The organism is Streptomyces cavernicola (assembly GCF_029968035.1).
Lineage (GTDB): Bacteria > Actinomycetota > Actinomycetes > Streptomycetales > Streptomycetaceae > Streptomyces > Streptomyces cavernicola.
The window spans coordinates 57,809-84,712 of record NZ_JASCIQ010000026.1; the positions used below are offsets into that span (position 1 = coordinate 57,809).

At 72.7% G+C, this 26,904-nt stretch carries 25 protein-coding genes; 13 read left to right on the forward strand and 12 right to left on the reverse strand.

The features are described from left to right. Positions 1-113: 113 nt before the first annotated feature. Positions 114-719, forward strand: coding sequence for a GTP cyclohydrolase I FolE (folE, locus tag QIS96_RS23610; protein ID WP_282544708.1), 606 nt, complete (start codon positions 114-116; stop codon positions 717-719). 207 nt (positions 720-926) lie between these two features. Here folE and QIS96_RS23615 read toward each other — a convergent pair whose 3' ends face one another. From QIS96_RS23615 to QIS96_RS23640, 6 genes are all read right to left on the reverse strand, one after another. After that, entirely contained in the window at positions 927-1,412 is a 486-nt protein-coding gene (locus QIS96_RS23615) for a DUF3180 domain-containing protein (RefSeq protein WP_282544709.1), read from the reverse strand. 77 nt (positions 1,413-1,489) lie between these two features. Then, a complete protein-coding gene (gene folK, locus QIS96_RS23620) occupies positions 1,490-2,089 on the reverse strand; it encodes a 2-amino-4-hydroxy-6-hydroxymethyldihydropteridine diphosphokinase (protein ID WP_282544710.1) in 600 nt (199 codons plus the stop codon). Continuing rightward, entirely contained in the window at positions 2,086-2,445 is a 360-nt protein-coding gene (gene folB / locus QIS96_RS23625) for a dihydroneopterin aldolase (protein WP_282544711.1), read from the reverse strand. Before folB ends, folK begins: the two co-directional genes overlap by 4 nt. A gap of 190 nt (positions 2,446-2,635) precedes the next feature. Continuing rightward, complete coding sequence (locus QIS96_RS23630) at positions 2,636-3,163, reverse strand: nuclear transport factor 2 family protein (RefSeq protein WP_282544712.1); 528 nt, start codon at positions 3,161-3,163, stop codon at positions 2,636-2,638. Continuing rightward, positions 3,160-4,023, reverse strand: a complete 864-nt coding sequence (folP, locus tag QIS96_RS23635) for a dihydropteroate synthase (RefSeq protein WP_282544713.1) — start codon at positions 4,021-4,023, stop codon at positions 3,160-3,162. Before folP ends, QIS96_RS23630 begins: the two co-directional genes overlap by 4 nt. A gap of 55 nt (positions 4,024-4,078) precedes the next feature. Next, the gene (locus tag QIS96_RS23640; RefSeq protein WP_282544714.1) at positions 4,079-5,980 is read right to left on the reverse strand and encodes a phosphatidylglycerol lysyltransferase domain-containing protein; all 1,902 of its coding nucleotides are present in this window, start codon (positions 5,978-5,980) and stop codon (positions 4,079-4,081) included. 350 nt (positions 5,981-6,330) lie between these two features. On the opposite strand from QIS96_RS23640, the gene QIS96_RS23645 reads away from it, so the two are divergent. Continuing rightward, positions 6,331-7,452 (forward strand): alpha/beta hydrolase, encoded by a 1,122-nt coding sequence (locus QIS96_RS23645; protein WP_282544715.1) that lies wholly within the window; start codon positions 6,331-6,333, stop codon positions 7,450-7,452. 107 nt (positions 7,453-7,559) lie between these two features. Here QIS96_RS23645 and QIS96_RS23650 read toward each other — a convergent pair whose 3' ends face one another. Beyond that, entirely contained in the window at positions 7,560-8,723 is a 1,164-nt protein-coding gene (locus QIS96_RS23650; RefSeq protein ID WP_282544716.1) for an ABC transporter ATP-binding protein, read from the reverse strand. Positions 8,724-8,912: 189 nt separating this feature from the next. Here QIS96_RS23650 and QIS96_RS23655 point away from each other — a divergent pair, with 189 nt between their 5' ends. The 4 genes from QIS96_RS23655 (at position 8,913) to QIS96_RS23670 (ending at position 12,813) form a co-directional block, all read left to right on the forward strand. Continuing rightward, positions 8,913-9,629, forward strand: coding sequence for an ABC transporter permease (locus tag QIS96_RS23655; RefSeq protein ID WP_282544717.1), 717 nt, complete (start codon positions 8,913-8,915; stop codon positions 9,627-9,629). After that, positions 9,626-10,309 (forward strand): ABC transporter permease, encoded by a 684-nt coding sequence (locus QIS96_RS23660; protein ID WP_282544718.1) that lies wholly within the window; start codon positions 9,626-9,628, stop codon positions 10,307-10,309. Before QIS96_RS23655 ends, QIS96_RS23660 begins: the two co-directional genes overlap by 4 nt. 29 nt (positions 10,310-10,338) lie before the next feature. After that, positions 10,339-11,343, forward strand: coding sequence for an ABC transporter substrate-binding protein (locus QIS96_RS23665; RefSeq protein WP_282544719.1), 1,005 nt, complete (start codon positions 10,339-10,341; stop codon positions 11,341-11,343). Between the two features lie 192 nt (positions 11,344-11,535). After that, entirely contained in the window at positions 11,536-12,813 is a 1,278-nt protein-coding gene (locus tag QIS96_RS23670; RefSeq protein ID WP_282544720.1) for a hypothetical protein, read from the forward strand. A 145-nt stretch (positions 12,814-12,958) separates the two neighbouring features. On the opposite strand, the gene QIS96_RS23675 is transcribed toward QIS96_RS23670, so the two are convergent. Beyond that, positions 12,959-14,329, reverse strand: coding sequence for a PH domain-containing protein (locus QIS96_RS23675; protein WP_282544721.1), 1,371 nt, complete (start codon positions 14,327-14,329; stop codon positions 12,959-12,961). Next, positions 14,326-14,835 (reverse strand): PH domain-containing protein, encoded by a 510-nt coding sequence (locus QIS96_RS23680; protein WP_282544722.1) that lies wholly within the window; start codon positions 14,833-14,835, stop codon positions 14,326-14,328. Before QIS96_RS23680 ends, QIS96_RS23675 begins: the two co-directional genes overlap by 4 nt. Positions 14,836-14,951: 116 nt before the next feature. Between QIS96_RS23680 and QIS96_RS23685 the strand changes: the two genes are divergently transcribed. Continuing rightward, positions 14,952-16,112 carry an NADH-quinone oxidoreductase subunit D gene (locus QIS96_RS23685; protein ID WP_282544723.1) on the forward strand — a complete coding sequence of 387 codons (1,161 nt, stop codon included), beginning with the start codon at positions 14,952-14,954 and terminating at the stop codon, positions 16,110-16,112. Here the strand turns inward: QIS96_RS23685 and QIS96_RS23690 are convergent. Next, the gene (locus QIS96_RS23690) at positions 16,077-17,138 is read right to left on the reverse strand and encodes an SAM-dependent methyltransferase (protein ID WP_282544769.1); all 1,062 of its coding nucleotides are present in this window, start codon (positions 17,136-17,138) and stop codon (positions 16,077-16,079) included. The genes QIS96_RS23685 and QIS96_RS23690 overlap by 36 nt on opposite strands. A 170-nt stretch (positions 17,139-17,308) precedes the next feature. Between QIS96_RS23690 and QIS96_RS23695 the strand changes: the two genes are divergently transcribed. Both QIS96_RS23695 and QIS96_RS23700 read left to right on the forward strand, forming a co-directional pair. Beyond that, complete coding sequence (locus QIS96_RS23695; RefSeq protein ID WP_282544724.1) at positions 17,309-18,511, forward strand: sensor histidine kinase; 1,203 nt, start codon at positions 17,309-17,311, stop codon at positions 18,509-18,511. 57 nt (positions 18,512-18,568) lie between these two features. Beyond that, positions 18,569-19,234, forward strand: a complete 666-nt coding sequence (locus tag QIS96_RS23700; protein ID WP_282544725.1) for a response regulator transcription factor — start codon at positions 18,569-18,571, stop codon at positions 19,232-19,234. 817 nt (positions 19,235-20,051) lie between these two features. Here the strand turns inward: QIS96_RS23700 and QIS96_RS23705 are convergent. Then, positions 20,052-21,158: a DUF5937 family protein gene (locus QIS96_RS23705; RefSeq protein ID WP_282544726.1), complete on the reverse strand. Its 1,107-nt coding sequence runs from the start codon at positions 21,156-21,158 to the stop codon at positions 20,052-20,054. 194 nt (positions 21,159-21,352) lie between these two features. Between QIS96_RS23705 and QIS96_RS23710 the strand changes: the two genes are divergently transcribed. Next, a complete protein-coding gene (locus QIS96_RS23710) occupies positions 21,353-21,565 on the forward strand; it encodes a hypothetical protein (protein WP_282544727.1) in 213 nt (70 codons plus the stop codon). A gap of 51 nt (positions 21,566-21,616) precedes the next feature. On the opposite strand, the gene QIS96_RS23715 is transcribed toward QIS96_RS23710, so the two are convergent. After that, entirely contained in the window at positions 21,617-22,822 is a 1,206-nt protein-coding gene (locus QIS96_RS23715) for a threonine aldolase family protein (RefSeq protein ID WP_282544728.1), read from the reverse strand. Between the two features lie 219 nt (positions 22,823-23,041). Between QIS96_RS23715 and QIS96_RS23720 the strand changes: the two genes are divergently transcribed. The 3 genes from QIS96_RS23720 to QIS96_RS23730 are packed head-to-tail and all read left to right on the forward strand — an operon-like array spanning position 23,042 to position 26,900. Beyond that, positions 23,042-24,010, forward strand: a complete 969-nt coding sequence (locus tag QIS96_RS23720; RefSeq protein WP_282544729.1) for a Rossmann-like and DUF2520 domain-containing protein — start codon at positions 23,042-23,044, stop codon at positions 24,008-24,010. A 59-nt stretch (positions 24,011-24,069) separates the two neighbouring features. Further along, positions 24,070-25,167 (forward strand): pantoate--beta-alanine ligase, encoded by a 1,098-nt coding sequence (gene panC / locus QIS96_RS23725; protein ID WP_282544730.1) that lies wholly within the window; start codon positions 24,070-24,072, stop codon positions 25,165-25,167. Continuing rightward, entirely contained in the window at positions 25,164-26,900 is a 1,737-nt protein-coding gene (locus tag QIS96_RS23730) for an L-aspartate oxidase (protein WP_282544731.1), read from the forward strand. The genes panC and QIS96_RS23730 overlap by 4 nt, the downstream gene beginning before the upstream one ends. Positions 26,901-26,904: the final 4 nt, after the last annotated feature.

Below are 26,904 nucleotides of genomic sequence, written 5' to 3' on the forward strand. Positions count from 1 at the left end.
CCGGAATGGATGCCGCGCCCCCCTGGTTCTAGCCTTGGGGGGCGCGGCATTTTGGTGTCCGCACACGGCAGTCGTGGAGGAACGCTGCCCGTCGTAACAGGAACGAGGCACAGATGACCGACCCGGTGACGCTGGACGGCGAGAGCTCGATCGGCGAGTTCGACGAGAAGCGGGCAGAGAACGCCGTACGGGAACTCCTCATCGCGGTCGGCGAGGACCCGGACCGCGAGGGGCTGCGGGAGACGCCGGCACGCGTGGCGCGGGCGTATCGGGAGCTCCTCGCGGGGCTCTGGCAGGAGCCCGAGGACGTTCTCACGACGACCTTCGACCTTGGGCACGACGAGATGGTCCTGGTGAAGGACATCGAGATCGTTTCGTTCTGTGAGCATCATCTGCTGCCGTTCCACGGGGTGGCCCACGTCGGGTACATACCGGCGGAGAGCGGGAAGATCACCGGCCTCTCGAAGTTGGCCCGGCTGGTGGAGGTGTACGCCCGCCGCCCGCAGGTGCAGGAGCGGCTCACCACGCAGATCGCCGACTCGCTGATGCGCATCCTCGAGGCGCGCGGAGCGATCGTGGTGGTTCAGGCCGAGCACATGTGCATGTCGGTGCGCGGCATTCGGAAGCCGGGCGCCAAGACGACGACCTCGGCGGTGCGCGGCCAGCTGCGCGACGCCACGACGCGGGCCGAGGCGATGAGTCTGATATTGGCGAACTAGGCACGTTCGTTGAGTAATGCCCGATAACGTCCCTCTCGGGTCGAACAGGACCCGAGGGGGACGTACGTGCATACGGGGATACCGAGCAGTTCGGCACACGCTGTACGACTTCCGTCTCGACGGGCAGCCTGGCTTCCCGCTCAACGGCCATGTGGCGCACCGGAGTTGGTGATCGACGTACTCGGTGCCGAAGCAGCGGGCCGGGCTTCAGGCCGCGGCCGCGCCCGGCTGGTCCTCGTCCCCGTCCTCGGGGAGCTTGCAGACGCGCTCCAGGAACAGGGCCGCCGCGATCACACAGGCGCCGGCCACGACCGCGAAGCCGGCGTAGATGGCCTGGTCGCGGCGGGCCGGGATCTCCAGGAGGCTGAGCAGGAAGACGCCCGCGCCGCCGTAGACCCCCGTGACCAGGGCCGCGACCAGGGCGCTCGCCTGGCCGAAGACCAGGGCGCGAGCGGCCATCATCGGGTCGACGCCCTTGGCGCCGGGGCGGCGTTCGCGCTGGGCGCGGAGCCGGGCGCGGATGGAGAGCGCGGTGGCGAGCAGCACGGCGGCGATCACGCCGAGCACGATCGGCGCGGCCAGGGGGACGCTCGGCAGCTCGCCGAGCGCGTCCCAGAGCCGGGCGCCGGCCCAGGACAGCACCCCGGCCACCACGAACAGGCCGATCAGCGTCCGGATGCGCAGCTGCTTCACGGTGGCGGTCGCCTCTTTCGTCGTGCTTCGTACGGGTCCACGGGCCCCTCGGCGAGGCCCCGTCCTGACCCTAACGACTACTCGGGCAGCCGGAGTTCCAGGTCCACGCGGGGCGTCACGCCCGCGCGGGTGACCTGGCCGAGCAGCTCCGTGACGGGGCCGCGGCCGGGGATCTGCGCCTCGGGGTCGACGTCGTGCCAGGGGGCGAGGACGAAGGCCCGCTCGTGCGCCCGCGGGTGCGGGAGCGTGAGCTCGGGGTCGTCGGAGACGACGTCCTGGTACGTCACGATGTCGACGTCGATGGTGCGCGCGCCCCAGCGCTCGTCCCGTACGCGGTGGAAGGCCTCCTCGATCGCGTGCGCCCGCTCCAGGAGCGAGGACGGGGGGAGCGTGGTCTTGATGACGACGACCGCGTTGAAGTACGAGGGCTGGCTGCCGGGCTCGACGCCCCAGGGCTCCGTCTCGTACACCGGCGAGACAGCTTTTACGCGCAGGCCCGGGGTGTCCTCCAGGGCGTCCACGGCGCCCTGGAGGGTCTCCAGGCGGTTGCCGAGGTTGCTGCCGAGGCTGATGACGGCGAACTTCGGGTTGTTGAGGGTGGCGTCCGCGGCGTCCACCTGTTCCACCACGGAGGCGGGCACCGGCTGTACGGTCGGGTCGCTCTGCTGCGTGTTCATGCACGGCTCCGGGTGATGGTGACGGTGACGTCGTCGAAGGGGACGGTGATGGGTGCGTCCGGCTTGTGCACCACCACCTCGACCTCCTGGACGCCTTCGTGCTTGAGGCACTGCTGTGCGATGCGTTCGGCGAGGGTCTCGATGAGGTCGACGGGCTCGCCCTCGACGACGGCCACGACCTCCTCGGCGACGATGCCGTAGTGCACGGTCTTCGTCAGGTCGTCGTCGGCCGCGGCCGGCCTGGTGTCCAGGCCGATGACCAGGTCCACGATGAAGGTCTGGCCCTCTTCGCGTTCATGGGCGAAGACACCGTGGTGCCCGCGGGCCTTGAGGCCGCGCAGCGCGACACGATCCACGCGAATCACTCCTGCAATCGTCGGTTCGGCGGGTCCCCGCCGAGTGCGGTCGGCTCGCGAGACCCATTCGAATCTACCTGCGGGGTCTGACAGTGCGTGCCCACGGGGGCTCTGGACGTGCCGGGCCGGGGCTGGTAGCCGCCCATACCCCGGGGGCGGGGAATCCAATCCCCGGAGGGCGTCTCCCCACTCAGGCGGGTGTCTCGCCGCCCTCGGTGCTGCCGCCGGCGCCCTCTTCGTCGTCCGTCTCGGCGAGCACGGGCGAGGCGTGGTGGGACCACAGCTTCCAGCCGTCGGACGTGCGCCGGAACACGTTCGTGGCGACGACGAGCTGGCCGACGAGCGGTCCGAGGTCGGCGCCCTCCTCGGCGGGGCCGCCGCTGAGGATGTTCTCCGTGCAGCTGACGAGGGCGGTGTCGGCGTGCACCGAGACCTTCACGTCGGTGAGGAAGAACTGGATGTACTCGGTGTTCGCCATGATCAGGGCGTACGACCTGAGGACCTCGCCGCGGCCGGAGAGCGCGGGCCAGCCGGGGTGCACGCAGGACACCGAGCCCGCCGCGTCGTCGCCGTCCACGTCGCCGGCATCGGAACCGGATCCGGCGCCGTCGTCGGGCAGCCAGAGGTCCGAGACCGCCTCGAAGTCGCCGCGCTCCAGGGCCTCGTAGAAGGACGTGTTGGCGGTCTCGACGGCTTCGATGTCGGTACGGGGCGTCACTGGGCTCCTTCTACGGCGCGGGCTACGCGGACGGCGTCGGCGGTGGCGCGGACCTCGTGGACGCGGACCGCCCAGGCGCCCTCGTGGGCGGCGATGGCGGAGACCGCGGCGGTCGCGGCGTCGCGTTCACGGGCGGGCGGTGGGGCGGAGTCCGGGCCTGCGGCCAGGACCCGGCCGAGGAAACGTTTCCGGCTGGCGGCGACCAGGACCGGCAGGCCGAGGGCGCGCAGCTCCCGCATGTGGGCGACCAGGGCCAGGTCGTGCTCCGCGTCCTTGGCGAAGCCGAGGCCGGGGTCGAGGACGATCCGCTCGGGGGCGACGCCGCCCGCCACAACCGCCTCTACGCGCGCGTGCAGCTCGCTCACGACCTCGCCGACGACGTCCTCGTACACCGCACGGCTGTTCATGTCCTCGCTGAAGCCGCGCCAGTGCATGACGACGAAGGGGGCCTCCGCGGCGGCGACGGCCGGGATCATCGCGGGGTCGGCGAGGCCGCCGCTGACGTCGTTGACCAGGCCCGCGCCCGCGGCGAGCGAGGCCTCGGCGACGGCGGCGCGCATGGTGTCGACGGAGACGGTGACGCCCTCCGAGACCAGGCCGCGCACGACGGGCACGACCCGGCGCAGCTCCTCGTCCTCGTCGACGCGGGTGGCGCCTGGACGGGTGGACTCGCCGCCGACGTCGACCAGGTCGGCGCCCTGGGCGACCAGGTCGAGGCCGTGCTTGACGGCGGCCGTGGTGTCGAACCAGCGGCCGCCGTCGGAGAAGGAGTCGGGCGTCACGTTGACGACTCCCATCACCGCACAGCGGTCCCACTCCGGAAGGCCTTCGACCGTGCCCCGGCCGTGCAACGTACTCATGCCTCCAGCGTAGGCCCGTACGGGGTGTGGCCTGTACGGAGCGGTCCGCTGCGGCTCAGACGGCCCGGACGTCGCGCCGGCCGAGGCGCTCCTGCGGCTCTGTGGCGGGGCTGTGCGGGCAGGGGCGGCGCGGGCGCGGGGCCGGGCGCAGGAAGCGGGGCGCGGCGAGCGTGACGAAGCCCTCGGCCTGCAGGGCGGCGACGCCGATGCGGGGCAGGTCCCGGTTGCTGCGGAAGACCACGAAACGGGGCTCCCAGCGGGGGCGGAACTTGGCGTTGAACCTGTACAGCGACTCGATCTGGAACCAGCGCGACAGAAACACGAGCAACGCGCGCCAGGTGCGCAGAACCGGGCCCGCGCCGAGCCGTTCGCCGCGGGCGAGCGCGGAGCGGAACATCGCGAAGTTGAGCGACACACGCGCGATGCCGAGTTTCGGGGCGGCCTGCAGGGCGGCCACGATGAGGAGTTCGTTCATGCCGGGGTCGGCGGCGCGGTCGCGGCGCATCAGGTCGAGCGAGACGCCGTCCTCGCCCCAGGGCACGAAGTGGAGCACGGCCTTCAAGTCCCCGTGCGGGCCGGGCACTTGGTCCTGCCGGTGGGCCGTGGCGATCAGGCAGTCGCCGTCGGTGGGGTCGCCGATGCGGCCGAGCGCCATGGAGAAGCCGCGCTCCGTCTCGGTGCCGCGCCAGTCCTCGGCGGCGCGCCGCAGGCGCGCCAACTCCCCCTCGCTCAGGTCGCGTACGCGCCGTACCCGGGTCTCGTAGCCGCTGCGCTCGATGCGCCTGACCATCTGGCGCACGTTGCGCATGGCGCGCCCGGCGAGGGAGAACTCCACGACGTCCACCACCGCCTCGTCGCCGAGTTCGAGGGCGTCGAGGCCGGTCTCGCGGGTCCAGACTTCGCCGCCGGTCTCGGAACAGCCCATGACGGCGGGGGCCCAGGAGTGCTTCCTGGCCTCGTCCATGAACCGTTCGATGGCGCCGGGCCAGGCCTCCACGTCACCGATCGGGTCGCCGCTCGCGAGCATCACGCCGGAGACGACGCGGTACGTGACGGCCGCCTTGCCGCTGGGCGAGAAGACCACGCCCTTGTCGCGGCGGAGCGCGAAGTGGCCGAGGGAGTCGCGGGCGCCGTGCCGGTCGAGGAGCGCGCGCAGGCGGGCCTCGTCGTCCTCGGTGAGCCGGGCGGCGGGGTGTTCGGGGCGGAGGGCGAGGTAGACGGTGGTGAGGGCGGTGAGCATGCCGAGGGCGCCGAGCGAGTAGCCGACGGTCGTGCCGGTGCGGCCGGTGTAGGCGAGGGGGCCGTCGACGCCGAACAGGCCGTACACGACGTGGGTGAGGTAGTCGGCGAGGCTCGGGTCGCCGACCACCTTGCGCGGGTGGGTGGCGACTACCAGCGTGCCGAGGCCGAGCGAGAGCGTGCCCATGAGGAAGAAGTTGGCGAGCGCGGGACGGCGGCTGTGCGGGTCGGGCAGGGCGGCGAACTCAACCCGGTGGCGCAGCAGGAGGGCGAGCAGCAGGCCCGCCAGCAGGACGCCGACGAGCGAGTGCCGGTACGCGAACTGGGCCGCGGCGCCCGCCGGGAGCAGGAGCACGGCCGCCCGCCAGGCCCGCCGCTTGCGGCGCCTGAGGCCGTGCGCGAGGAGCAGCAGGAGCACGCCCGCGCTGAGCGCGAGGGCGGCGGCGAAGGGGCCGAGGGCTCCCGGCAGGACCTCGGCGAGGGCGTGGAAGCGGCTGTGCCGGAAGCGCGGGAAGACGCCGGCTGCGATGTCCAGGAGGCCCACGAGCGTGCAGGCGGAGGCGACCAGGGACGGCACCTTCTCGGGGCGCGGGCCGCGCAGCGCGCGCGGGCGCAGGGTTCCGCGCGCGGCCGCCGGGCCGGCGGCTCGGCCGTGAGGTATTGGTGCGCGGTGAGGAGACGGTGCGTCATGAGGAGTCGATGCCCCCTCGCCCGACATGTCCCCATCTATCCTGGCTGGCATCGCATCCCGTAGTTCTGCGAGAGAGTTCGGAGCCCGGCTTCTGCGGTTACGCCGGACAAATTGCGCCCTCTAGGACGGCGCTTCCGGGAGGCGGGTTCACTCCCCGCCCGGAAAACCGGTGCAGGAGACCGGAAATCCGGCATCGGAGGCCGGATCGGATCGGACCGGTCAGGGCCGGATCGGACCGGTCAGGGCCGGATCGGAGCGGTCACGGCCGGATCGGATCGGTCAGGGCCGGATCGGAGCGGTCGCGGCGGGATCGGATCGGACGCGGATCGACGGAGTCCGGGCGCGCGCCCGGAGGAAAGCGCAGGCAGGAACTCCCCATGGGTCTCAAGAGCAACCTCGTCCTTGCCTTGGCCGCCCTCCTCGCCGTGCTGCTGTTCGCCGGCACGGTCTGGCTCTGGCCGAAGCTGGCGCGGCGCGGATGGCGGGCGGTGCTCGGCCGCGTAGTGCTGCTCGCCGCAACGCAGTTGACGCTCTTCGCGACGGTCGGCCTGGCCGCCAACCGGTCCTACGAGTTCTACGCCTCCTGGGCCGATCTCTTCGGCCGGGAACAGGACATGGGCGTCGTCGAGGAGCACGACACGGGCGGTGCGAACCGGGCGCTCAGGGTGCTCGGCACCCAGCCGGTGAACCACGTGGCCCGCGGCTCCAAGCGCACCGTGGGCGGCCGCATCCAGCACGTCGTGATCACCGGCGAGCGGACCGGCATACGCACGCCCGCGTACGTCTACCTGCCGCCCGAGTACTTCAGGAAGCAGGACAAAGGGTGCAGGTTCCCCACCGCGATCGTGATCACCGGCTACCCCGGCACGGCCGAGAACCTGCTCAACGGGCTCCGCTACCCGGCCACCGCCCACGACCAGGCCAGGCGCGGCAAGATGCAGCCGATGATCCTGGTCATGCTGCGGCCGACGGTGGCGCCGCCGCGCGACACCGAGTGCGTGGACGTGCCGCACGGCCCGCAGACCGAGACGTTCTTCGCGAAGGACCTGCCCGCCGCGATCGCGAGCCACTACCGGGTCGGCGGCGAGCCGGGCGGCTGGGGTGTCATCGGCAACTCCACCGGCGGCTACTGCGCGTTGAAGCTCGCCCTGAAGCACCCGGACCGGTTCGCCGCCGGAGCCGGACTCTCGGCCGACTACCGGGCGCCCATCGACGCCGCCACGGGCGACCTGTTCCAGGGCGACAAGCGGGTGGAGCGGGAGTCCGACCTGATGTGGCTCCTCGACCACCGGCCGCCCCCGAAGGTCTCGCTCCTTGCCACCAGCAGCAGGCAGGGGGAGGGCAATTACGCGGAGACCGTGCGGTTCCTCGACAAGGGCCGGGCGCCCACGCGGATGTTCTCGATCGTCCTCGACAGCGGCGGCCACAACTTCAACACGTGGCGGCGGGAGATCCCGCCGGCGCTGCGGTGGATGAGTGAACGGCTCTCGGTCGAGTAACCCCTGGTCGAGTAGGCCCCGGTCGCGTTGCTCTCGCTCAACTGACCCTTCCCGTAGGGGAGTCGGTTTTCGGGGGCGGGCTCAATGGGTCGGGTTTTGGAGGCGGCTCAGCGAACCGTGACCGTCTCCAGATCGACCTCCGCGCGTGTGATGTCCCGCGCGTCCGCCGTCGTCGAGCGGCGCAGCGCCTCGTGCAGGGTCGCGGGCGTCAGGACGCCGAGGAAGCGGCCCGCGGACTCCTCGTCGATCACCGCGATCCAGCCCGCGTCGTGCTGCAGCATCGTGGAGAACGCCTGCTTCAGGGATGCGCCGACGGGCAGCCAGGCCTCCATCCGGCGGGCCCGGTCCCGCACCGTGCCCTTCCTGTCGGCGTGTTCGGCGGAGATCCAGCCGTGCAGGTTGTCCTCCGCGTCGAGGACGACGGCCCAGTGCGCGCCCTCCGCGCGGAGCTGCTCGGCGGCCCGGTCCAGGGGGTCGTCCAGGCGTACGACCGGGGGCTGTTGCAGGTCGCCCACCTCGATCGGGGTGACCGACAGGCGCTTCAACCCCCGGTCGGCGCCCACGAATTCGGCGACGTACGGGGTGGCCGGCGCGCCGAGGACCGTCGCGGGGGCGTCGTACTGCTCGATGCGTCCTGAGCCGTAGACGGCGATGCGGTCGCCGAGGCGTACGGCCTCCTCGATGTCGTGCGTGACGAACAGGACCGTCTTGCGCACGGCCGCCTGCAGCTTGAGGAACTCGTTCTGCAGGTGCTCGCGCACGACCGGGTCGACCGCGCCGAACGGCTCGTCCATGAGGAGCACGGGCGGGTCGGCGGCGAGCGCGCGGGCCACGCCGACGCGTTGACGCTGACCGCCGGAGAGCTGCTCCGGGTAGCGGGCGCCGTGCACGGACGGGTCCAGGCCGACGAGTTCGAGGAGTTCGGCGGCGCGTTCGCGGGCCTTGGCGCGCTTGACGCCGAGGAGGTGCGGGACGGTCGCGGTGTTGTCGAGGACCGTCTTGTGCGGGAACAGGCCGACCTGCTGGATCACATAGCCGATGCGGCGGCGCAGCTCGACCGGGTCGACGCCGGCTATGTCCTCGCCGTCGAGGAGGATCCGGCCGGAGGTGGGCTCGATGAGCCGGTTCACCATCTTCATCGTCGTGGTCTTGCCGCAGCCCGACGGGCCGACGAGCGTGACGAGTTCACCGTCCGCGACCTCGAACGACAGGTCGTCCACGGCCGTGGTGCCGTCCGCGTACCGCTTGGTGACGTGCTCGAACCGGATCATGGCTCCCCATTGTGGTGGGCGTTCTGTGAACCTCATGTTGCTGCAGGACGACGGCTCTCGGCGATTGTCAGTCCCGGGGTTTAGGGTCGCGGACAGACAGATGTTCGGGGGTTCCCGCGCCGGGGACAGGGGTTCGGGGCGCGGTTTCGGGGCGCGGTTTCGGCGGTGTCGCGGGGGAGGGGGTGCCGGATGGGCGGGCGGAACTGCCTGGTCGCGAACGACTGGGTGTGCGCGGAGTATGTCCGCACGCGCAGCGAGGAGTTGACCGACGCGACGCTCCAGCACGTCGGCATCACGGCCGCCTCGATCCTCATAGGGCTGGCCGTCGCGCTGCCGCTCGCGCTGCTCGCGCGGCGCGGCAAGGCGTTCGCGGGTCCGGTGCTCGGACTGACCACGGCGCTCTACTCGGTGCCGTCCCTCGCGATGTTCTCGCTGCTGCTCCCGCTGTTCGGACTCTCGGCGGCCCTGGTCGTGACGGGCCTGGTGCTGTACTCCCTGACGGTCCTCGTGCGGAACATCCTGGCGGGGCTCGAAGCGGTCCCGGAAGAGGCCCGCGAGGCCGCGCGCGGGATGGGGTACGGGCCGGTGCGGCAGCTCTGGGAGGTCGAACTCCCGCTGGCACTCCCGGCGTTGCTCGCGGGCGTGCGGATAGCCACGGTGGCCACGGTCGCCCTGACCACGGTCGGCGCCATCGTGGACTACGGCGGCCTGGGCGGCCTGATCATGTCCGGCCTGCGCAGCGACTTCAAGGCGCAGGTGCTCACCGCCTCGGTGCTCTGCGTGCTGCTCGCCGTCGCGGCCGACCTGCTGCTGCTCGCCCTGCAGCGATGGCTCACGCCCTGGACGCGCATACGGTCGGGGCGCGCGCCCGGCGTCCGTACGGCAAAGGTGGTCGAGCCCGCATGAACGCGCTGTCGGACGCCTTCGCCTGGCTCGCCACCCCCGCCAACTGGCAGGGGGAGAAGGGGATAGGGCACCGCCTCGGCGAGCACCTGTACTTCAGCGGGACGTGCCTGGCCGTCGCCTGCCTGATCGCCCTGCCCCTCGCGCTGTGGCTCGGGCACATCGGCAAGGGCGGGGCGCTCGCGGTCAACCTCTCCAACGTGGGCCGCGCGGTGCCGACGCTCGCGGTGCTCGTGCTGCTCACGCTCACGCCGCTGGGGCGGTACGGCGACCTGCCGACGCTCATCGCCCTGGTCCTCTTCGCGGTGCCGCCGCTGCTGACCAACGCGTACGTCGGGATGCGCGAGGTCGACCGGTCGGTGGTGGAGGCCGCGCGGGGCATGGGGATGAGCGGGCGTCAGCTGTTCCTGAGAGTGGAACTCCCGCTGGCCTACCCGCTGATCATGACGGGGCTGCGCTCCGCGGCGGTCCAGGTGGTCGCCACGGCGACGCTCGCCGCGATGGCCGGGGAGGGCGGACTCGGCCGGATCATCACCGCGGGGTTCAACCTCCAGGACACCGCGCAGGTCGTGGCCGGCGCGGTGCTGGTGGCGGCGCTCGCGCTGCTCGTGGAGGGCGTGCTGGCAGCCCTCGGCAGGTTCTTCGACCCGATGCGGGGCAGAGCGCTCTCGCAGGACGACTGACGCATGACGACTTGGACGGGTGATTCCCCATGAGGCACTTCCCGAAGAAGCAGTTTCCGACGAAGCACTTCCCGCAGGGCCTGCGCAGGGCGGCGGCGACGGTGATCGCGGTCGGCCTCGCCGCGGGGCTCACCGCCTGCGGCGGCAAGAGCCTGGAGGAGGGCAAGGGCGCGGGCGGCGAGGGCGGCGCGGGCAAGAAGGGCTCGCTGGTGGTGGGTTCGGCCGGATTCACCGAGTCGAAGGTTCTCGCCGAGCTCTACGCCCAGGTCCTGAAGGACGCCGGATACAACACGTCGATCAAGACGGTGGAGAACCGAGAGCTTTACGAACCGTCCCTGGAGAAGGGCGACATCGACGTCGTACCGGAATACGCGGCGACGCTCGCCGAATTCCTCAACACCGAGAAGAACGGCCCGAAGGCGAAGCCCGTCGCGTCGAGCGATGTGGAAGACACCGTGGCCGCACTGGAGAAGCTCGCCGAACCCCGCGGCCTGAAGGTGCTTCCGGCCGGACCTGCGGTCGACCAGAACGCCTTCGCGGTCAGCGAGGAATACGCGCAGAAGAACAAGCTGAAGTCCCTTTCCGACCTGGGCCGGGCGAAGTTGAAGGTGAAGATCGCGGCCGGTGACGAATGCGAGGTCAGGCCGTTCTGCGCACCGGGATTGAAGAAGACGTACGGCATAGACGTGACGGGCGTCGACCCGAAGGGCGTCGGCACGCCGCAGGCCAAGCAGGCCGTCAAGGACGGGGAGGACCAGCTGGTCCTGACGACCACGACGGACGCGACCCTGGAGAACTTCGGCCTGGTCCTGCTGAAGGACGACAAGAAGCTGCAGAACGCCGACAACGTCCTGCCGGTGGTGAACGCCGATGAGGCGGGCGACAAGGCGATAGCCGACGCGCTCGCGAAGCTCACCGAGACGCTGACGACACAGGACCTCGTGGAACTCAACCGCAAGGTCGACGCGGAGCGCGTGAAGGAGGCCGACGCGGCGAAGGAGTACCTGGAGGCGAAGGGCCTGCTCAAGAAATGATCTTGAGTTCCGGGGCTCATTTCGAGGGTGTCCGAGACGGGAGACCGATCCTGGACGGATCCTCAAGTGGCAAGGAACGGGAGAGGGTTACCGGTGGTTGCCGCTTAAACCTAATGGTGCGTAAGTAACCACAAGGGAACAGATTCCCGGGCGGGGGTTCGTCCGTCGTGCACGCGCGGTAAGTTTCTGGCCATGCCACGTGGACGTCACCGCCATTCCCCACCCCTGCACAGGCTGCTTCCCCCCTCGACGGTCGCCGGTGTCTCACTGGTCTGCGCCGCCGCAGCTTGGCTGGTCGCGGAACCCGTGGTGCTCCGCGGCCTGGTCGGCGCCGCCGCAGCAGCGGCCGTCGTCGGCTCGGTCGTCATGCGCCGATGGGACCGGGTCGCCGGCAAGCGCGTCGCGGAACTGACCCGGGCCAGAGCGAGCGACGAGTGGAAGCACGAGGAACACACCGCCGAGCTGGAGTCCGACCTCGAGGAGTCGCGCGAGGTGCGCGCCAAGCTGGAGGTCAAGCTCCGCGCCAAGCGCACCGAGCTCGCCGCCCTGCGCTCCGAGCACGCCGCGCTGCTGCGCCGGTACGCGACCGCGGAGACCGAGCGGGCCAGCGCGCTCGAAGGCCGCAGGCGCCTCGCGATCGAGGCGTCCGCGCCTGCGCGGGCACTGCCGGCCGGGAGCGCCGGAAGCACGGAAAGCGCCGTTGATGCCGGAAACAAGGGCGATGCCGGAAACAACGGCGATGCCGGGAGCAACGGCAAGGCTGTCAACGGCGGTGCGCCGAGCGGTAGTTCGGCCCAGACTCCGAGCCCCGCGCTCTACCGCCGGGCCAACGCCGCCCTTGAGCACCTGATGCGCGGCGGTGTGCCCGGCGACCTGCCCGCACAGCGCGGCACGGGTCAGGCCGGTGACGCCGGTGACGCCGGTGGCTCAGGTGCGGCGCGTGAGGGGGCGGAGGCGGCGCAGGGGAAGCCCGGGGCGGCCGACGCAGAGCTGCGTCCGGCCGCCGTGTCCCAGGCCCCGCGTCACTACCCCGTACCCGCGGCGGCCGCGGCGGCGGTCGTGCCGTACACCCCGGTGCGGCGCACGGTCGGGGGCTTCGACTTCTTCGGTACGAAGAGCCCGGAGGCCGAGCAGGCCGTACGGGACGAGGTGCGGGCGATCGAGAACAAGGACCTCGCGGACGTGGTGGGCGAGGAGGCCCTCGCCCTGCACCGGGCCGAGGTCCGGGCGGCGGAGCAGGTCCAGGCGACGGCCCAGGCGCTCGCCGTCCCGTCCGACGACGCGGTCGAAGACGCGGCCGAAGACGCGGCCGGAGACGTTGCCGAAGATGCGGCCGAAGACGCCGCCCCCGAAGCCGAGTTCACCCCGGTGGAAGCGGTGGAGCGTGCTGTGGGGGAGGTCATCGACCTGACCGCGCACGACGAGACGGAGCAGCTGGACCTGGCGGATCTGCGTACGGCCATCTCGTAGCCGTCACGCGAGTCAGCGCACGGGTGGGGCCACGGTCGAACGCGACCGTGGCCCCACTCGTGGCTCTGCCCCCTGCCCCGGCTGTTGTTCGCCTGCCGCTCGGCCGTGGCTGATCGCGCAGTTCCCGGCGCCCCTTCAGGGCGCCCTATGGCGCCATCCACCGGTCCGGCCGGGCCGTCCTGCGGCCCGTGCGGGAGCGGTCCGCCTGGGCCTGGAGCAGGAGGCGGGCCTCCGTCGTGTCCCGGAGGCGGGCGGCGACGGAGGTGTTCGCGCCGGTCTCCACATGGACGTCGGCGACACCGTGGCGGCGCTGCCAGGGCCCCTGGGTGAGCCGTACGCTCTGCACCTTCGCGTGCGGGACCAGGGTGAGCGTGCGGCGCAGCAGCCCGTGCCGCGTGCCGAACACCGTGTCCGTCACCGCGAGTCCGTGGCCGCGCCACCACACCGGTACGCACCACTTCGCGCGCGCGGGCGGCCGGGACAGCGCCCCCGCCTCCGTCCCAGCCCCAGCCACCGCCCCCGCTCCGGGCACCGTGACGCCCGGCAGGACACGGCCGATCACGGCGACGGCGAGCTCGCGCGGCGCGACCGGCACGAGCACGCTGTTGGACGACCCGGCGACGTCCAGCTCCACCCGCACCCAGCCGCGCCGCCGCCACAGCAGCGGTTCCACGATCCGTACGGTCTGCACCCGGCCGGGCGGCACCGTCTCGTGCTCCTTGTCGAGCAGCCCGTGGTCGAGCCGCAGGCCGTCCGGGGACTCGCCGACCCGCCAGTCGTACTCCTTCACGAACCTGCCCACACTGCTCGTGCCCGCCGCACCGAGCAGCGGGAGGCCGATGCCGAGCACGAGGCCGACGCTGTGCGTGGTCAGCCAGAGCACCGGCGGCACGGCGAGCGCGGCGACGACCAGCGCCCAGGTCCTGCCGGTCAGGAGCAGCGAAACGGCGAGCTGCCGCGGCGGTACGTGCACTAGGTTCGCGACCGGCGCCTCGCCGACCTCCTGGGCCGTCTCGGGCGCGAACCCGGCGGCGCGGGCGAGGAGTTCGGCCCGCAGCGCGGCCGCGTCCCGCTCGCTCAGGTAGGCCAGCTCGTCCTTGGAGTCCGTGCCGATGACGTCCATCTTCAGCTTGGCGACGCCGAGGAACCGGGCGAGCAGCGGCTGGTTGACGTCGACGGCCTGCAGCCGGTCGAGGCGGATGTGGGCGGTGCGCCGGAAGAGCAGGCCGGTGCGGATGCGCAGCTCGGTCTCGGTCACCGCGAAGTGCGTGAACCACCAGGTGAGGAAGCCGTAGAGGGCGGCCGCCACGACGAGGCCCGCGCCGCCGAGCAGCAGCGTCTCCACGGCCAGGTCGGCGACCCGCCGGTACGCGCCGTCCGGATCGTGCACCGCCCAGCCGGCCCCGACCGCGAGCGGCGCCCAGGCGCGGCGCAAGGGCGTGACGGGGTGCAACCGGCGCTCGACCACGCCGCCCGCCCCCGCCTCCGGGCCCGCGTTCACAGCCTTGGGATTCACAGCCCCGCCGATCGTGCCTCGCCGAGCTCGGTCAGCCGGTCCCGGAGCCGCTCGGCCTCGCGCGGGTCCAGCCCCGGGACGGTCGCGTCGGTGGCGGCCGCAGCGGTGTGCAGCTGCAGGCTCGCGAGCCCGAACTTCCGCTGCAGCGGCCCCGATTGGACCTCCACGAGCTGCATCCGCCCGTACGGCACGACGGTCTCCTCGCGCCACAGCACGCCGCGCTGGATGAGCAGGTCGTCGGCGCGCTCCGCGTACCGCCAGGACCGCCAGTTGCGTCCGAGCAGCGGCCAGCCCCAGAGCAGCAGGCCGACCGGCAGCGCGGCGAACGCCGCCCACGCCGGGCCCGCGAACACCCCGAGGAGCACCCCGGCCGCGACGGCGAGCGGCACCGTCCACAGCACCAGGAGCAGCCGGCGCAGCGTGAGCATCGACGACGGAAGCCTTCGCCAGGCGGGCTCGGCACGCTCCGCCGAACCGCCCCTGGACGTCCCCGGAACCACTGACATCCCCTCCGCCCCACTCGCCCCTGTCATCCCTGTCCCACTCCCTGTCCCGCTCCCTGTCCCCATCCCCGTCCCCCCTGGCCTCGATCGATGTCGGTCCCGTACGACAGACTGTGCGTATGAGTCCCAAGACGGATCCGCAGATCAGGACTGTCGGCGTCGGCGGAGCCGCGGAGAGCACCGACATGGTGCTCAACATCGGCCCCCAGCACCCGTCCACTCACGGCGTCCTGCGCCTGCGCCTGGTGCTCGACGGCGAGCGCATCCAGCACGCCGAGCCGGTGATCGGCTATATGCACCGCGGCGCGGAGAAGCTCTTCGAGGCGCGGGACTACCGGCAGATCGTGATGCTGGCCAACCGTCACGACTGGCTCTCCGCCTTCTCCAACGAGCTGGGCGTGGTCCTCGCCGTCGAGCGGATGCTCGGCATGGAGGTGCCCGAGCGCGCAGTGTGGACGCGCACGCTGCTCGCCGAGCTGAACCGCGTCCTCAACCATCTGATGTTCCTCGGTTCGTACCCGCTCGAACTGGGTGGAATCACCCCTGTCTTCCATGCCTTCCGGGAGCGGGAGGAGCTCCAGAACGTCATGGAGGAGGTCTCCGGCGGCCGGATGCACTACATGTTCAACCGCGTCGGCGGCCTCAAGGAGGACATTCCGCTCGGTTGGACGTCGCGCGCCCGCCAGGGGGTTGCCTCGGTCCGCTCGCGGATGGACGTCTACGACCGCCTGGTCCTCGGCAACGAGATCTTCCGCGGCCGCACCCGCGGAGTCGGCGTCCTCACGCCCGAGGCGGTGCATTCGTACGGGGTGAGCGGGCCGATCGCCCGCGCCTCCGGCGTCGACTTCGACCTGCGCAGGGACGAGCCGTATCTCGCGTACGGGGAGCTGCAGCGGGAGCTGAAGGTGGTGACGCGGCAGGAGGGCGACTGCCTGGCCCGCTTCGAGGTGCTCCTGGAGCAGACGCACAACGCCCTGGACCTCGCCGACGCCTGCCTCGACCGGATCGCGGAGCTGGAGCCGGGCCCGATCAACCAGCGCCTGCCCAAGGTCCTCAAGGCACCGGAGGGGCACACGTACGCGTGGACGGAGAACCCGCTCGGCATCAATGGCTACTACCTGGTGTCGAAGGGCGAGAAGACCCCGTACCGCCTCAAGCTGCGCTCCGCCTCGTACAACAACATCCAGGCGCTGACCGAGCTGCTGCCCGGCACGCTGGTGGCCGACATGGTGGCGATCCTCGGCTCACTGTTCTTCGTCGTAGGCGACATCGACAAGTAGGTCCCGCAGCGGCATGCCCACCGGCTGGAGCAGCCAGCCGAAGTCGCCGAGTCCGCCCTGCGCGGTGAGCTCGGCGGCCTCGCCCGCGTGCGCGAGGGCGCGGACGTACGCGGTCGGGTCGGTGCTCGCCAGGGACAGCGGGGGCCGGCCGCCCGAGACGCCGAGCGCGGTGAGCGCCGTGCGCTGGTCGGTCAGCTCCGCGCCGGGCAGCGGGCTCGCGTCGGCGCAGGCGTCGAGCGCCACATGCGCGGTCAGGTCGCAGGACCCGTCGGGCACGGGCCGGCACTCGCGGCCCTCCCGGAACCCGGTCAGCGTGCCGAACTCGGGCCGCGCGCCGCGCGTGTGCCGGTAGTCGACGGCCACCGCGAGGCCGCGCTCCAGGCAGCCGACGGCCGTCGCCCAGGCCGCGTCGCGCGGACCGCCCGGCTCCGCCCGGAGGCCCGGCTCGGCGGCCAGCGGCCACCACCGCTCCAGCCACCGCGCGTCCGCGGCGGACGGCTCGGGCCCGAGGGTCTCGACGCCGTCCTCGTCGACGAGCACGAGGCGTGCCGTGCCCTGCGGGTCCACCTCGACGACGTCCACGGGCACGTTGTCCAGCCACTCGTTGGCGAACAGCAACCCGCTCACGCCCTGCGGCACGCGGGCCGTCCACTCGATGCGCGGGTCGTCCAGGCCCTGCGGGCGGGGCGCGAGCTCCACGGCGTACGCCCGCACGCGCGCCGCCACCCGCGCGGGCAGCGCGTTCAGCACGCCGACCGTCAGCTCGCCGCGCCCGGCGCCGACATCGACGAAGGCCAGCTCGGCCGGGGCGCCGAGCGCCGCGTCGACCCGGCAGAGCAGCCGGGCCACGGCGTCGGCGAAGAGCGGCGAGGCGTGCACCGACGTACGGAAGTGGCCCGCCGGGCCCTCGGGCCGCAGATAGAAGCTGTCCGACCGCCCGTACAGCGCGTCCTCGGCGGCCGCCCGCCAGCCGCGCGGCCACCCGGACCCGCCACCCGCCCCACTCATCTCGCCCGCCCCGCTCATCCCGACCGCCCCGCTCGTCCTGCCCGTCACACCGCACCTCGCCCCGCGCATGCCCGTCCCTGTCCCGCCGGAAAGGCTATGCGCCTCCACCTTGGGGAGTACGAGGTGTCGTACGGGATCGAACCTGCGGTTGACCCCCGCACGAGGGGCGCGTACCTACGCTGGGTGATGTGCAGCGCCTCTATGACTTCCTCCGCAGACACCCCACGGGCGTCGACGCCTTCTGGGCGGTCGTGCTCCTCATGGTGGCGTTCGTGGGGCTCGCGTCGGGGCCGGACGGCGCGGGGAGCGAGCCGAGCGCCGCCGCCGTGGTGGTCTCCGTGCTTCTGAGCCTGGCCGTGGCGCTGCGCCGCAAGTGGCCGGAGAAGATGCTGCTGCTGACCGCCGCGGTCGGCGTCGGCCAGCTGGCTGCCGATGTGAGCGTGCTGCCCGCCGACTTCGCGATGCTGGTGCTCATCTACACCGTGGCGGCCGAAGGGGCTTCCTGGGCGCGGCGGTTCGCCCTGGTCGGGGGCCTGTGCGCGGCGCCGATCTCGCAGATCGCCTGGCCGAACCAGTACAGCGGCGTCTGGGGCAACATCCTCATCGCGGGCTTCACGATGGTGCCGTTCGCCCTCGCCTGGACCCTCGGCGACTCGATCCGTACGCGCCGCGCCTACTTCGCCCAGCTCGAGGAGCGCGCGACCCGCCTGGAGCAGGAGCGCGAGGCGCAGGCCAAGGTCGCGGTCGCCGCCGAGCGCGCCCGGATCGCCCGCGAGCTGCACGACGTCGTCGCGCACAACGTCTCGGTGATGGTCGTCCAGGCGGACGGCGCTGCGTACGTCATGGACACCGCGCCCGACCAGGCCAGGAAGGCTCTGGAGACGATCTCCGGTACGGGCCGGCAGGCGCTCGCCGAGATGCGCCGGCTGCTCGGCGTGCTGCGCACAGGCGAGCAGCAGGAGAGCGGCGAGTACGTGCCGCAGCCCGACGTCCAGCAGATCGACGAGCTGGTCGAGCAGGTCCGCGGCTCCGGCCTCACCGTCGACTTCCGGGTCGAGGGCACCCCGCGCCCGCTGCCCAGCGGCGTCGAGCTGACCGCGTACCGGATCGTGCAGGAGGCGCTCACCAACACCCGCAAGCACGGCGGCGACAACGCCGGCGCCAGCGTCCGGATCGTCTACTTCGACGACGGGCTCGGCCTGCTCGTCGAGGACGACGGCAAGGGCGCGCCGCACGAGCTGTACGAGGACGGGGGCACGGACGGCCGCGGCCACGGACTCATCGGCATGCGGGAGCGCGTCGGTATGGTCGGCGGCACCCTGGACGCGGGGCCGCGGCCCGGCGGCGGGTTCCGGATCAGCGCCCTGCTGCCCCTCAAGCCCGCACATTGACGGCGCTGACACCTGTCAGCCTCTTCTTCCCTGCTCCTCCCGGAGGTCGAACCGGAAATGCCGATCCGCGTGATGCTCGTCGACGACCAGGTGTTGCTGCGCACCGGGTTCCGCATGGTGCTCGCCGCCCAGCCGGACATGGAGGTCGTCGCGGAGGCCGGCGACGGCGCCGAGGCCATCGAGGTGCTGCGCTCGACCGCGGTCGACGTGGTCCTCATGGACGTCCGCATGCCACGGCTCGACGGCGTGGAGGCCACGGCCCGCATCTGCGCGCAGCCGGACCCCCCGAAGGTGCTGATCCTGACCACGTTCGACCTGGACGAGTACGCCTTCTCCGGGCTCAAGGCGGGTGCCTCCGGCTTCATGCTGAAGGACGTGCCGCCCGGCGAGCTCCTCGGCGCGATCCGCTCCGTGCACAGCGGCGACGCGGTCGTGGCGCCCTCGACGACGCGGCGGCTGCTCGACCGGTTCGCGCCGATGCTGCCGCATTCCGGCGGCGAACCGCAGCACAAGGAACTGGAACGCCTCACCGACCGCGAGCGGGAGGTGATGGTCCTGGTCGCCCAGGGCCTCTCGAACGGCGAGATCGCCGCCCGCCTGGTCCTCTCCGAGGCCACGGTGAAAACCCACGTGGGCCGCATCCTCACCAAACTCGCCCTCCGAGACCGAGTCCAGGTCGTAGTCCTCGCGTACGAGACGGGTTTGGTACGAGCGGGGGGCTGAGGGCCTGGCTACTCGGGGGAGCCACGCCCACCCGACGGCACCGCCTCACTGCACCCACTTCACGGCACCCACCCCACCCCTCCGGGGTGGGCGGCCAACTTCCCTGGGCGGTCTGCCTCTTGGGTGTGTAACTCAGCCCCCACGGGGCAGGCCGGCCCGGCGTATGTCCTGCCCGCAGCCCCCCTCGTCAGAGGGGAAGCCACCCCTCGAGCGTGCGTGGCCGGTCCCTGGCTGCGGGGGCCCTCCACTCCGCCCTTCTGGGCTGGCGGCCAACTCTCCTGGGCGGTCTGCCTCTTGGGTGTGTAACTCAGCCCCTCCGGGGCAGGCCGGCCCGGCGTGCGCCCCGCCCGTATCCCACCCCCGTCAGAGGGGAAGTCACCCCTCGGGCGTGCGTGGCCGGTCCCTGGGTGCGGGGCCATCCACTCCGTCCCTCTGACTGGCAGCCAACTCCCCTGGGCAGTCCGGCACTTGGGCGTGCAACCCGAGCCTCAGGCCGCCCCGGCGTGCACCCACCCTCCCGGGCGGTAACCAGCCCTTCGGGCGCGGGTGCAGAGCCCTCCCTGAGTGCGGGTACCCCACCCACCCCATCGGGCAATCCGCCCCCCGAACTCAGCCCCTCCGGCGTTTGAGGTGGGGGAGGGGTCCGGGGCGGCGCCCCGAAGCTGCCGCAGGCTTTCGGGAAGGGGCGGGGAGGGGAGCAAAACCAGCCCGTCCGGCGCTTGAGGACGCGCCCGAAGGGCGATCAAGGGCACCGCAGCCAACCGCAGCCAACGGCACGAAACGCGCTCCGGAAGCTGCCCCGGAATCAACGCCACCCCTACCGCAACACCCCCTCAATGAAATCGCTCCCGAGCCGAGCCACTGCCCCCAGATCCAGCTGATGCTGCACATACCGCCCCCGCCGCCGCGCACTGAGCAACCCGGCCCGCTTCAGCACAGCAAGATGCCGCGAGATCTCCGGCGCCGTCATCCCATGCGCGTCCACCAGCTCGCTGGTCGTGTACGCCCCACGCGCCAGGTGCCGGCAGAGCCGCATCCGCACCGGGTGCGCCAACGCCTCCATGCGCCGCGTCAGCTCCTCGACCGAGGCCGGCGCGGTGGGCCGCGGACCGCCCACGGGGTACGTGATGGCGGGCTGCCATCCGTACCGGTGCAGCACCATCAGATGCGGCCGGCCCAGACTCGTCGGCACCAGGACGAGCCCGCCCTCGCCCGTCGACGTACGCCCCTCCGCCAGCTTGTCCACGGTGATCCGCCGCGCCCGCTCGTCGAGCGAGACCGCCGCCGACACCGCGCTCAGCGTCTCCTTGAGGCCCTTGTGGCGCAGCAGCTCCGTCTTGTGCCGGGCGTCCGCCGCCAGCTGGTGCTCCACCCGCCCCCACATGTCCGAGAAGAACGCCTCCTCGCAGTCCTCCATCAACTGCCGGAACCAGGCCCGTATCTGCGGCGGATCGTCCAACAGCCGCTTGGTGAACCGGACTTGCGGCACCCCGCGCGTGGCCGCGAGATCAAGGGCGCGCTTGCGCACCGCAGGGTCGTTCAACGGGTCCGGCGTCACCGTGTCGTACGCCAACTGGCAGGTGAACTCCAGGGCGATGTCGACGAACGTCTCGTCGCTCAACGTGTCCAGCAGGTCCAGCTCCTCGGCGAGCGTGGCCCCCGGCAGCGCTCTGCGCCCCGGCACGCCGGCGAACGGCGCGAACACGTCCGAGAACGTCGTACGCCACAGGAAGTCCGCCTCGCACAGCCGGTCGGCGAGGCACGGGTCGAGCCCGGCCGAGACGGCGGTGACCCAGCCCTGCAGGCCCGGGTGATGGCCCGGCTCGCTCAGCGCGTGCAGCGCCATGCCCAGCTCCGCGAGGGGAGAGGGCACGACGGAGATCCGCTCCGGCGAGAGACCGGCGATGTCGATGGTCACGCTCATGTCCCCATGGTGCCCGGCGGGTACGACAACGCCCCGGTCGATTGACGGCTCCCGTCAATCGACGCGACAGCCCCGCCCGGCCTCAGCACTCTGGAGACGTCGACGAGATCCGGGCTTTCCGCGGGGCCCTCTCACCCCCTTCACCCGAACCGTGCCCCACCCGCGGGTGCGGTGCCCCCGAGAGGCGACCTGTCATGACCGTGACCCAGCAGTTCCTGCTCGACTCCTACCGCGCCGCCCAGCACGGCGCCCCGCAGCCGCCCGCCCCCGGCCGCCACGACTGGCGCACGGTGCGCGAGCTGCGCGACCACCGCAGCTTCGAGGCCGTGGTGCACGAACGCCCGGCCCACGGCCGCCTGCGCCTGGCCCTGGCCCGCCTCTTCGGAACGGGCGGCGCGGCCCACTGAACCGAGCCCCGTAAACCACTGCTCGCGGACCACTGCTCGCGCAAGGGGGCCTCACAGCCGCCGTACGAAGTCCTTCACCGCTGCCCGCACGTCGTCCGCCGTCCACTCCAGGCCCGGACCCGTCACCGTCACCTCGGTCATGGCGACCCCGGGCGCGCCCTGTGCGAACCACCGGCGGAACAGCGCGTTCCCCGTCTCCTCGGCCTGCTCGGCGGCCGCGGTGACGAGCGCGTCGGCGTCGTGCGGCAGCCAGACCTGGAACTGGTGCGTGTGCGGCGTCTCGGGGTGCACCTTGAACCACGGCGTCCCCGCCTCCTCGAACCCGGCGCGCAGCGCATCCGCCACCACGCGCGCGTGCTCGACGTACGAGGGCAGCCTGGGCAGTTCGCGGCTCAGCCCGAGCAGTGCGGACAGGGCCGTGGGGAACTGCTGGAACACCTGCCCGCCGTAGCGGTGCCGCCAGGCGCGGGCCTCCGCCACGAAGGAGGCCGGGCCCACGACTGCGGCGCCCCCGATGCCGCCGAGCGACTTGTAGAACGACACGTACACGCTGTCCGCGAGCTGCGCGATCTCGTCCAGGGGGCGGCCGAAGTGCGTCGCGCACTCCCACAGGCGCGCCCCGTCGAAGTGCACGACGGCGTCCCGTTCGCGCGCCGCCTCGACGACCTCGATCAGCTCCTCCCAGGAGGGCAGCGCGAAACCCGCCTCTCTCAGGGGGAGTTCGAGCATCAGCGCCCCGAACGGCTCGTCGAAGTCCCGTACTTCATCGGCCGTCGGGTGGCGCGGCTCGCTCGTCGGGTGCACTGTCCGCAGGCCGCTGAGCGCCTGGAACGCGCCCCGCTCGTGCTGCTCGGGGTGGGCCAGCGGATGCAGGGCCACCGTGGCGTTCCCGGTGCGTCCCGCCCAGCAGCGCAGCGCCACCTGCTGGGCCATCGTCCCGGTGGGGAAGAACGCGGCGTCCTCCGCGCCGAGCAGCGCGGCGACCCGGCGCTCCAGGTCGGCGACCACTCCGTCCCCGTAGAGGTCGGCCGGCTCCCCGAGGTCGTACACCTCGCCCGCGTCCGCGGCGAGTCCGCTCAGGAGCTCGCCGAGCGTCGCGTCGAACGCCGGCCGCGAGAGCGTCCGCCGCGCGCCCCGCAACGCGAGGCGCAACCGCTCCCGCGCGCACTCCCCTTCTCCGTGCCGGTGGTCTTGATCGCGATCGTGGTCACGATCGTGGCCGTGATCGTTCGTGAGGTCCCGCCCGCTGTCGCTCATCCACCGATCGTCGCGTACGCACCTCATGCGGGCATGTGGATTTTCCACAGCCTGTGGACAACCTCCGGGCGACCGAAGGCCTGTGGACAACGCCCCCGGCGGCAGTCATACAAACCGCACAGCCTGTGGACAGCCGGGAGACCCCGAGAACCCCTCGCGTTAGCATGACGAGAAATCGTCCGGTACCCCGAGCGGACTGGAACGGAAGGCGCTCGTCGAGTGAACACACCGCATGCGGAACCCCAGAATCCAGCGGATCGACCGGCCCGGCTGGCGGTCGGCGTGGTCGGAGCCGGCCGCGTAGGACCCGCCCTCGCGGCCTCGCTGCAGCTCGCCGGACACCGCCCGGTGGCCGTGTCCGGAGTCTCCGACGCCTCGGTGCGCCGGGCGGCGGCCCTGCTCCCGGACGTGCCGATCATGTCCCCCGCGGACGTCCTGGCCCGCTCCGAGCTGGTCCTGCTCACCGTCCCCGACGACGCCCTGCCCGGCCTCGTCGAAGGCCTCGCCGAGACCGGCGCGGTCCGCCCCGGCCAACTGATCGTGCACACCTCGGGGCGGTACGGAGTGGGTGTGCTCGAACCCGCCCTGCGCGCCGGCGGCCTGCCGCTCGCCCTGCACCCCGCCATGACGTTCACCGGCACGCCCGTGGACGTGCAGCGGCTCGCCGGGTGCTCGTTCGGGGTGACGGCGCCCGAGGAGCTGCGGCTCGCCGCCGAGGCCCTGGTCATCGAGATGGGCGGCGAGCCCGAGTGGATCGAGGAGTCGGCCCGCCCGCTCTACCACGCGGCGCTCGCCCTGGGGGCGAACCACCTGGTCACCCTGGTCGCCGAGGCCATGGAACTGCTGCGCCAGGCGGGCGTCGGAGCCCCCGACAGGATGCTCGGCCCGCTGCTCGGCGCGGCCCTCGACAACGCCCTGCGGTCCGGGGACGCCGCGCTCACCGGCCCCGTCGCGCGCGGTGACGCCGGCACGGTCGCGGCGCACGTCGCGGAGCTCCGCAAGCACGCCCCCGGCACCGTCGCCGGGTACCTGGCGATGGCCCGCGCCACCGCCGACCGCGCCCTCGCCCACGGCCTGCTCAAGCCGGAGCTCGCCGAGGACCTCCTGGGCGTGCTCGCCGGCGGCGCGGGCCCGGCGTCCGGCCCGGCGAACGGCCCCGCGAGCGGCCCGGACGGGGACGAGCGATGACCGCACAGGCAGCCCCCGCAAAGCCACCGGCACGCGCGACGTACGAACAGGGATCCGCCATGACACGACCGACGCGACTGCTGCACACGGCGGCCGAACTCCGCGCCCTCGCCCACGAGGGCCGCCGCGCCGTGGTCATGACCATGGGCGCCCTGCACGAGGGGCACGCGACGCTCGTGCGGCACGCGCGCGACGTGGCGGGTCCGCACGGCCAGGTCGTGGTCACCGTCTTCGTGAACCCCCTCCAGTTCGGTGCCGGCGAGGACCTCGACCGCTACCCGCGCACCCTCGAATCCGACCTCAAGGTGGCCGAACGGGCAGGCGCGGACGTGGTGTTCGCCCCCGGAGTCGACGAGGTCTACCCGGGCGGCGAACCACAGGTGCGGATCAGCGCCGGCCCGATGGGGGAGCGCCTCGAAGGCGCCGCGCGCCCCGGCCACTTCGACGGCATGCTCACCGTCGTCGCCAAGCTCCTGCACCTCACGGCGCCCGACATCGCGCTCTACGGCGAGAAGGACGCGCAGCAACTCGCCCTGATCCGGCGCATGGTGCGGGATTTGAACTTCCCGGTGGAGATCGTCGGCGTGCCCACGGTGCGCGAGTCGGACGGCCTCGCCCTGTCCAGCCGCAACCGCTACCTCGCGGCGGACGAGCGCCGCACCGCACTCGCCCTGTCCACCGCCCTGTTCGCCGGCCGTGAGCGGCTCGCCGCCCAGCAGGCCCTGTCCGCGCGCGCCCAGGCGAACCCGGCCTCACGCGCGCGTGCCGACGCCCTGACCGCGCTCGGCGAGGCCCGCGCCGCCGCCGACGCGCACGCCGTCTCGCAGGCGGCGCTCGGCCGCCCGAGCGCGGTGCGCACCGCCGCCCGCGCGGTGCTCGACGACGCGGCGCGGCTGCGGCCCCCGCTGGCCCTGGACTACCTGGCGCTCGTCGACCCGGCCGACTTCACCGAAGTGCCGGACGGGTTCACCGGCGAAGCCGTCCTCGCGGTCGCCGCCCGCGTGGGCACGACCCGCCTGATCGACAACCTGCCCCTGACGTTCGCCCCCGAGGACACGGCCCAGGACACCACTCAGGACACCGCCGAGGAGCTCGCCCAGGAGACCACCTCGGCCGACCCCGCAGGAACCGACGAGGCCCCCGGAGCCGCCGTATGACCACCCCCGCAACGACCGGCATACGGCTGCACGCCCCGGCCCCCGGCTGGGCCCGCGCGGCCGACGTGATCGTGGTCGGCTCCGGTGTGGCAGGCCTGACGACGGCGCTGCGCTGCGCGGCGAGCGGCCTGCGCACGGTCGTCGTCACCAAGGCCCGCCTGGACGACGGCTCCACGCGCTGGGCGCAGGGCGGCATCGCGGCCGCGCTCGACGAGGGCGACAGCCCCGAACAGCACCTGGACGACACCCTGGTGGCGGGCGCGGGCCTGTGCGACGAGGAGGCCGTGCGCACCCTCGTGACCGAAGGCCCGGACGCGGTGCGGCGGTTGATCGAGACGGGCGCCGAGTTCGACAGGTCCGACAGCGGCGAGATCGCCCTCGCGCGCGAGGGCGGCCACCACCGCCGCCGCATCGCGCATGCGGGCGGCGACGCCACCGGGGCGGAGATCTCCCGGGCCCTGGTCGAGGCGGTCCGCGCGCGCGGCATCGAGACCATCGAGAACGCGCTCGTCCTGGACCTGCTGACGGACGCCGAGGGCCATGCGGCCGGCGTCACTCTGCACGTGATGGGAGAGGGTCAGCACGATGGCGTCGGCGCGGTGCACGCGCGCGCGGTGGTGCTCGCGACCGGCGGCATGGGCCAGGTCTTCTCGGCGACGACCAACCCCGCGGTGTCGACCGGTGACGGCGTGGCCCTGGCGCTGCGCGCGGGCGCCGAGGTCAGCGACGTGGAGTTCGTCCAGTTCCACCCCACGGTGCTCTTCCTCGGCCCGGACGCGGAGGGCCAACAGCCCCTGGTCTCCGAGGCGGTGCGGGGCGAGGGCGCCCACCTCGTGGATGCGGACGGCGTGCGCTTCATGGTGGGGCAGCACGAGCTGGCCGAGCTGGCGCCGCGGGACATCGTGGCCAAGGGCATCACGCGCCGCATGCTGGAAACAGGCGCCGAGCACATGTACCTGGACGCCAGGCACTTCGGCGCCGACATGTGGGCGAGCCGCTTCCCGACGATCCTCGCCGCCTGCCGAGCCCACGGCATCGACCCGGTCACGGAGCCCGTCCCGATCGCCCCGGCCGCGCACTACGCCTCCGGCGGCGTACGCACCGACCGGCGCGGCCGCACCACGGTCCCGGGCCTGTACGCCTGCGGCGAGGTCGCCTGCACCGGCGTGCACGGCGCCAACCGCCTGGCCTCCAACTCCCTCCTCGAGGGCCTGGTCTACGCCGAGCGCATCGCCGACGACATCGTCCGCGACACCCCGGCGAGCCGCGTCCCCGCGCCCGTGGAGCAGGCCGAGACGCCGGCGCATCCACTGCTGCCGCCCGAGGCCCGCCTCGCCATCCAGCGGATCATGACCACAGGCGCCGGAGTGCTGCGTTCCGCCGACTCCCTCAAGGAAGCGGCCGAGCAGCTCGACGCGATCCACGCCGCCGCGCGGGACGCGCTCGCCGAGCACGGCAAGACGGCCGAGCCCGGCACCGACACCTGGGAGGCCACCAACCTCCTGTGCGTCGCGCGCGTGCTCGTCGCCGCCGCCCTGCGCCGCGAGGAGACCCGCGGCTGCCACTGGCGCGAGGACCACGCCGACCGCGACGACACGAACTGGCGGCGCCACCTCGTCGTACGCCTCCGACCGGACCGCACCCTCGCGGTGCACCGCACCGAGACCGCGGACTTCCCGCCGACCGGGCCGGACCCGACCCGGCCGCAGCCGACCCCTCCCCAGGAGCAGTGACCGA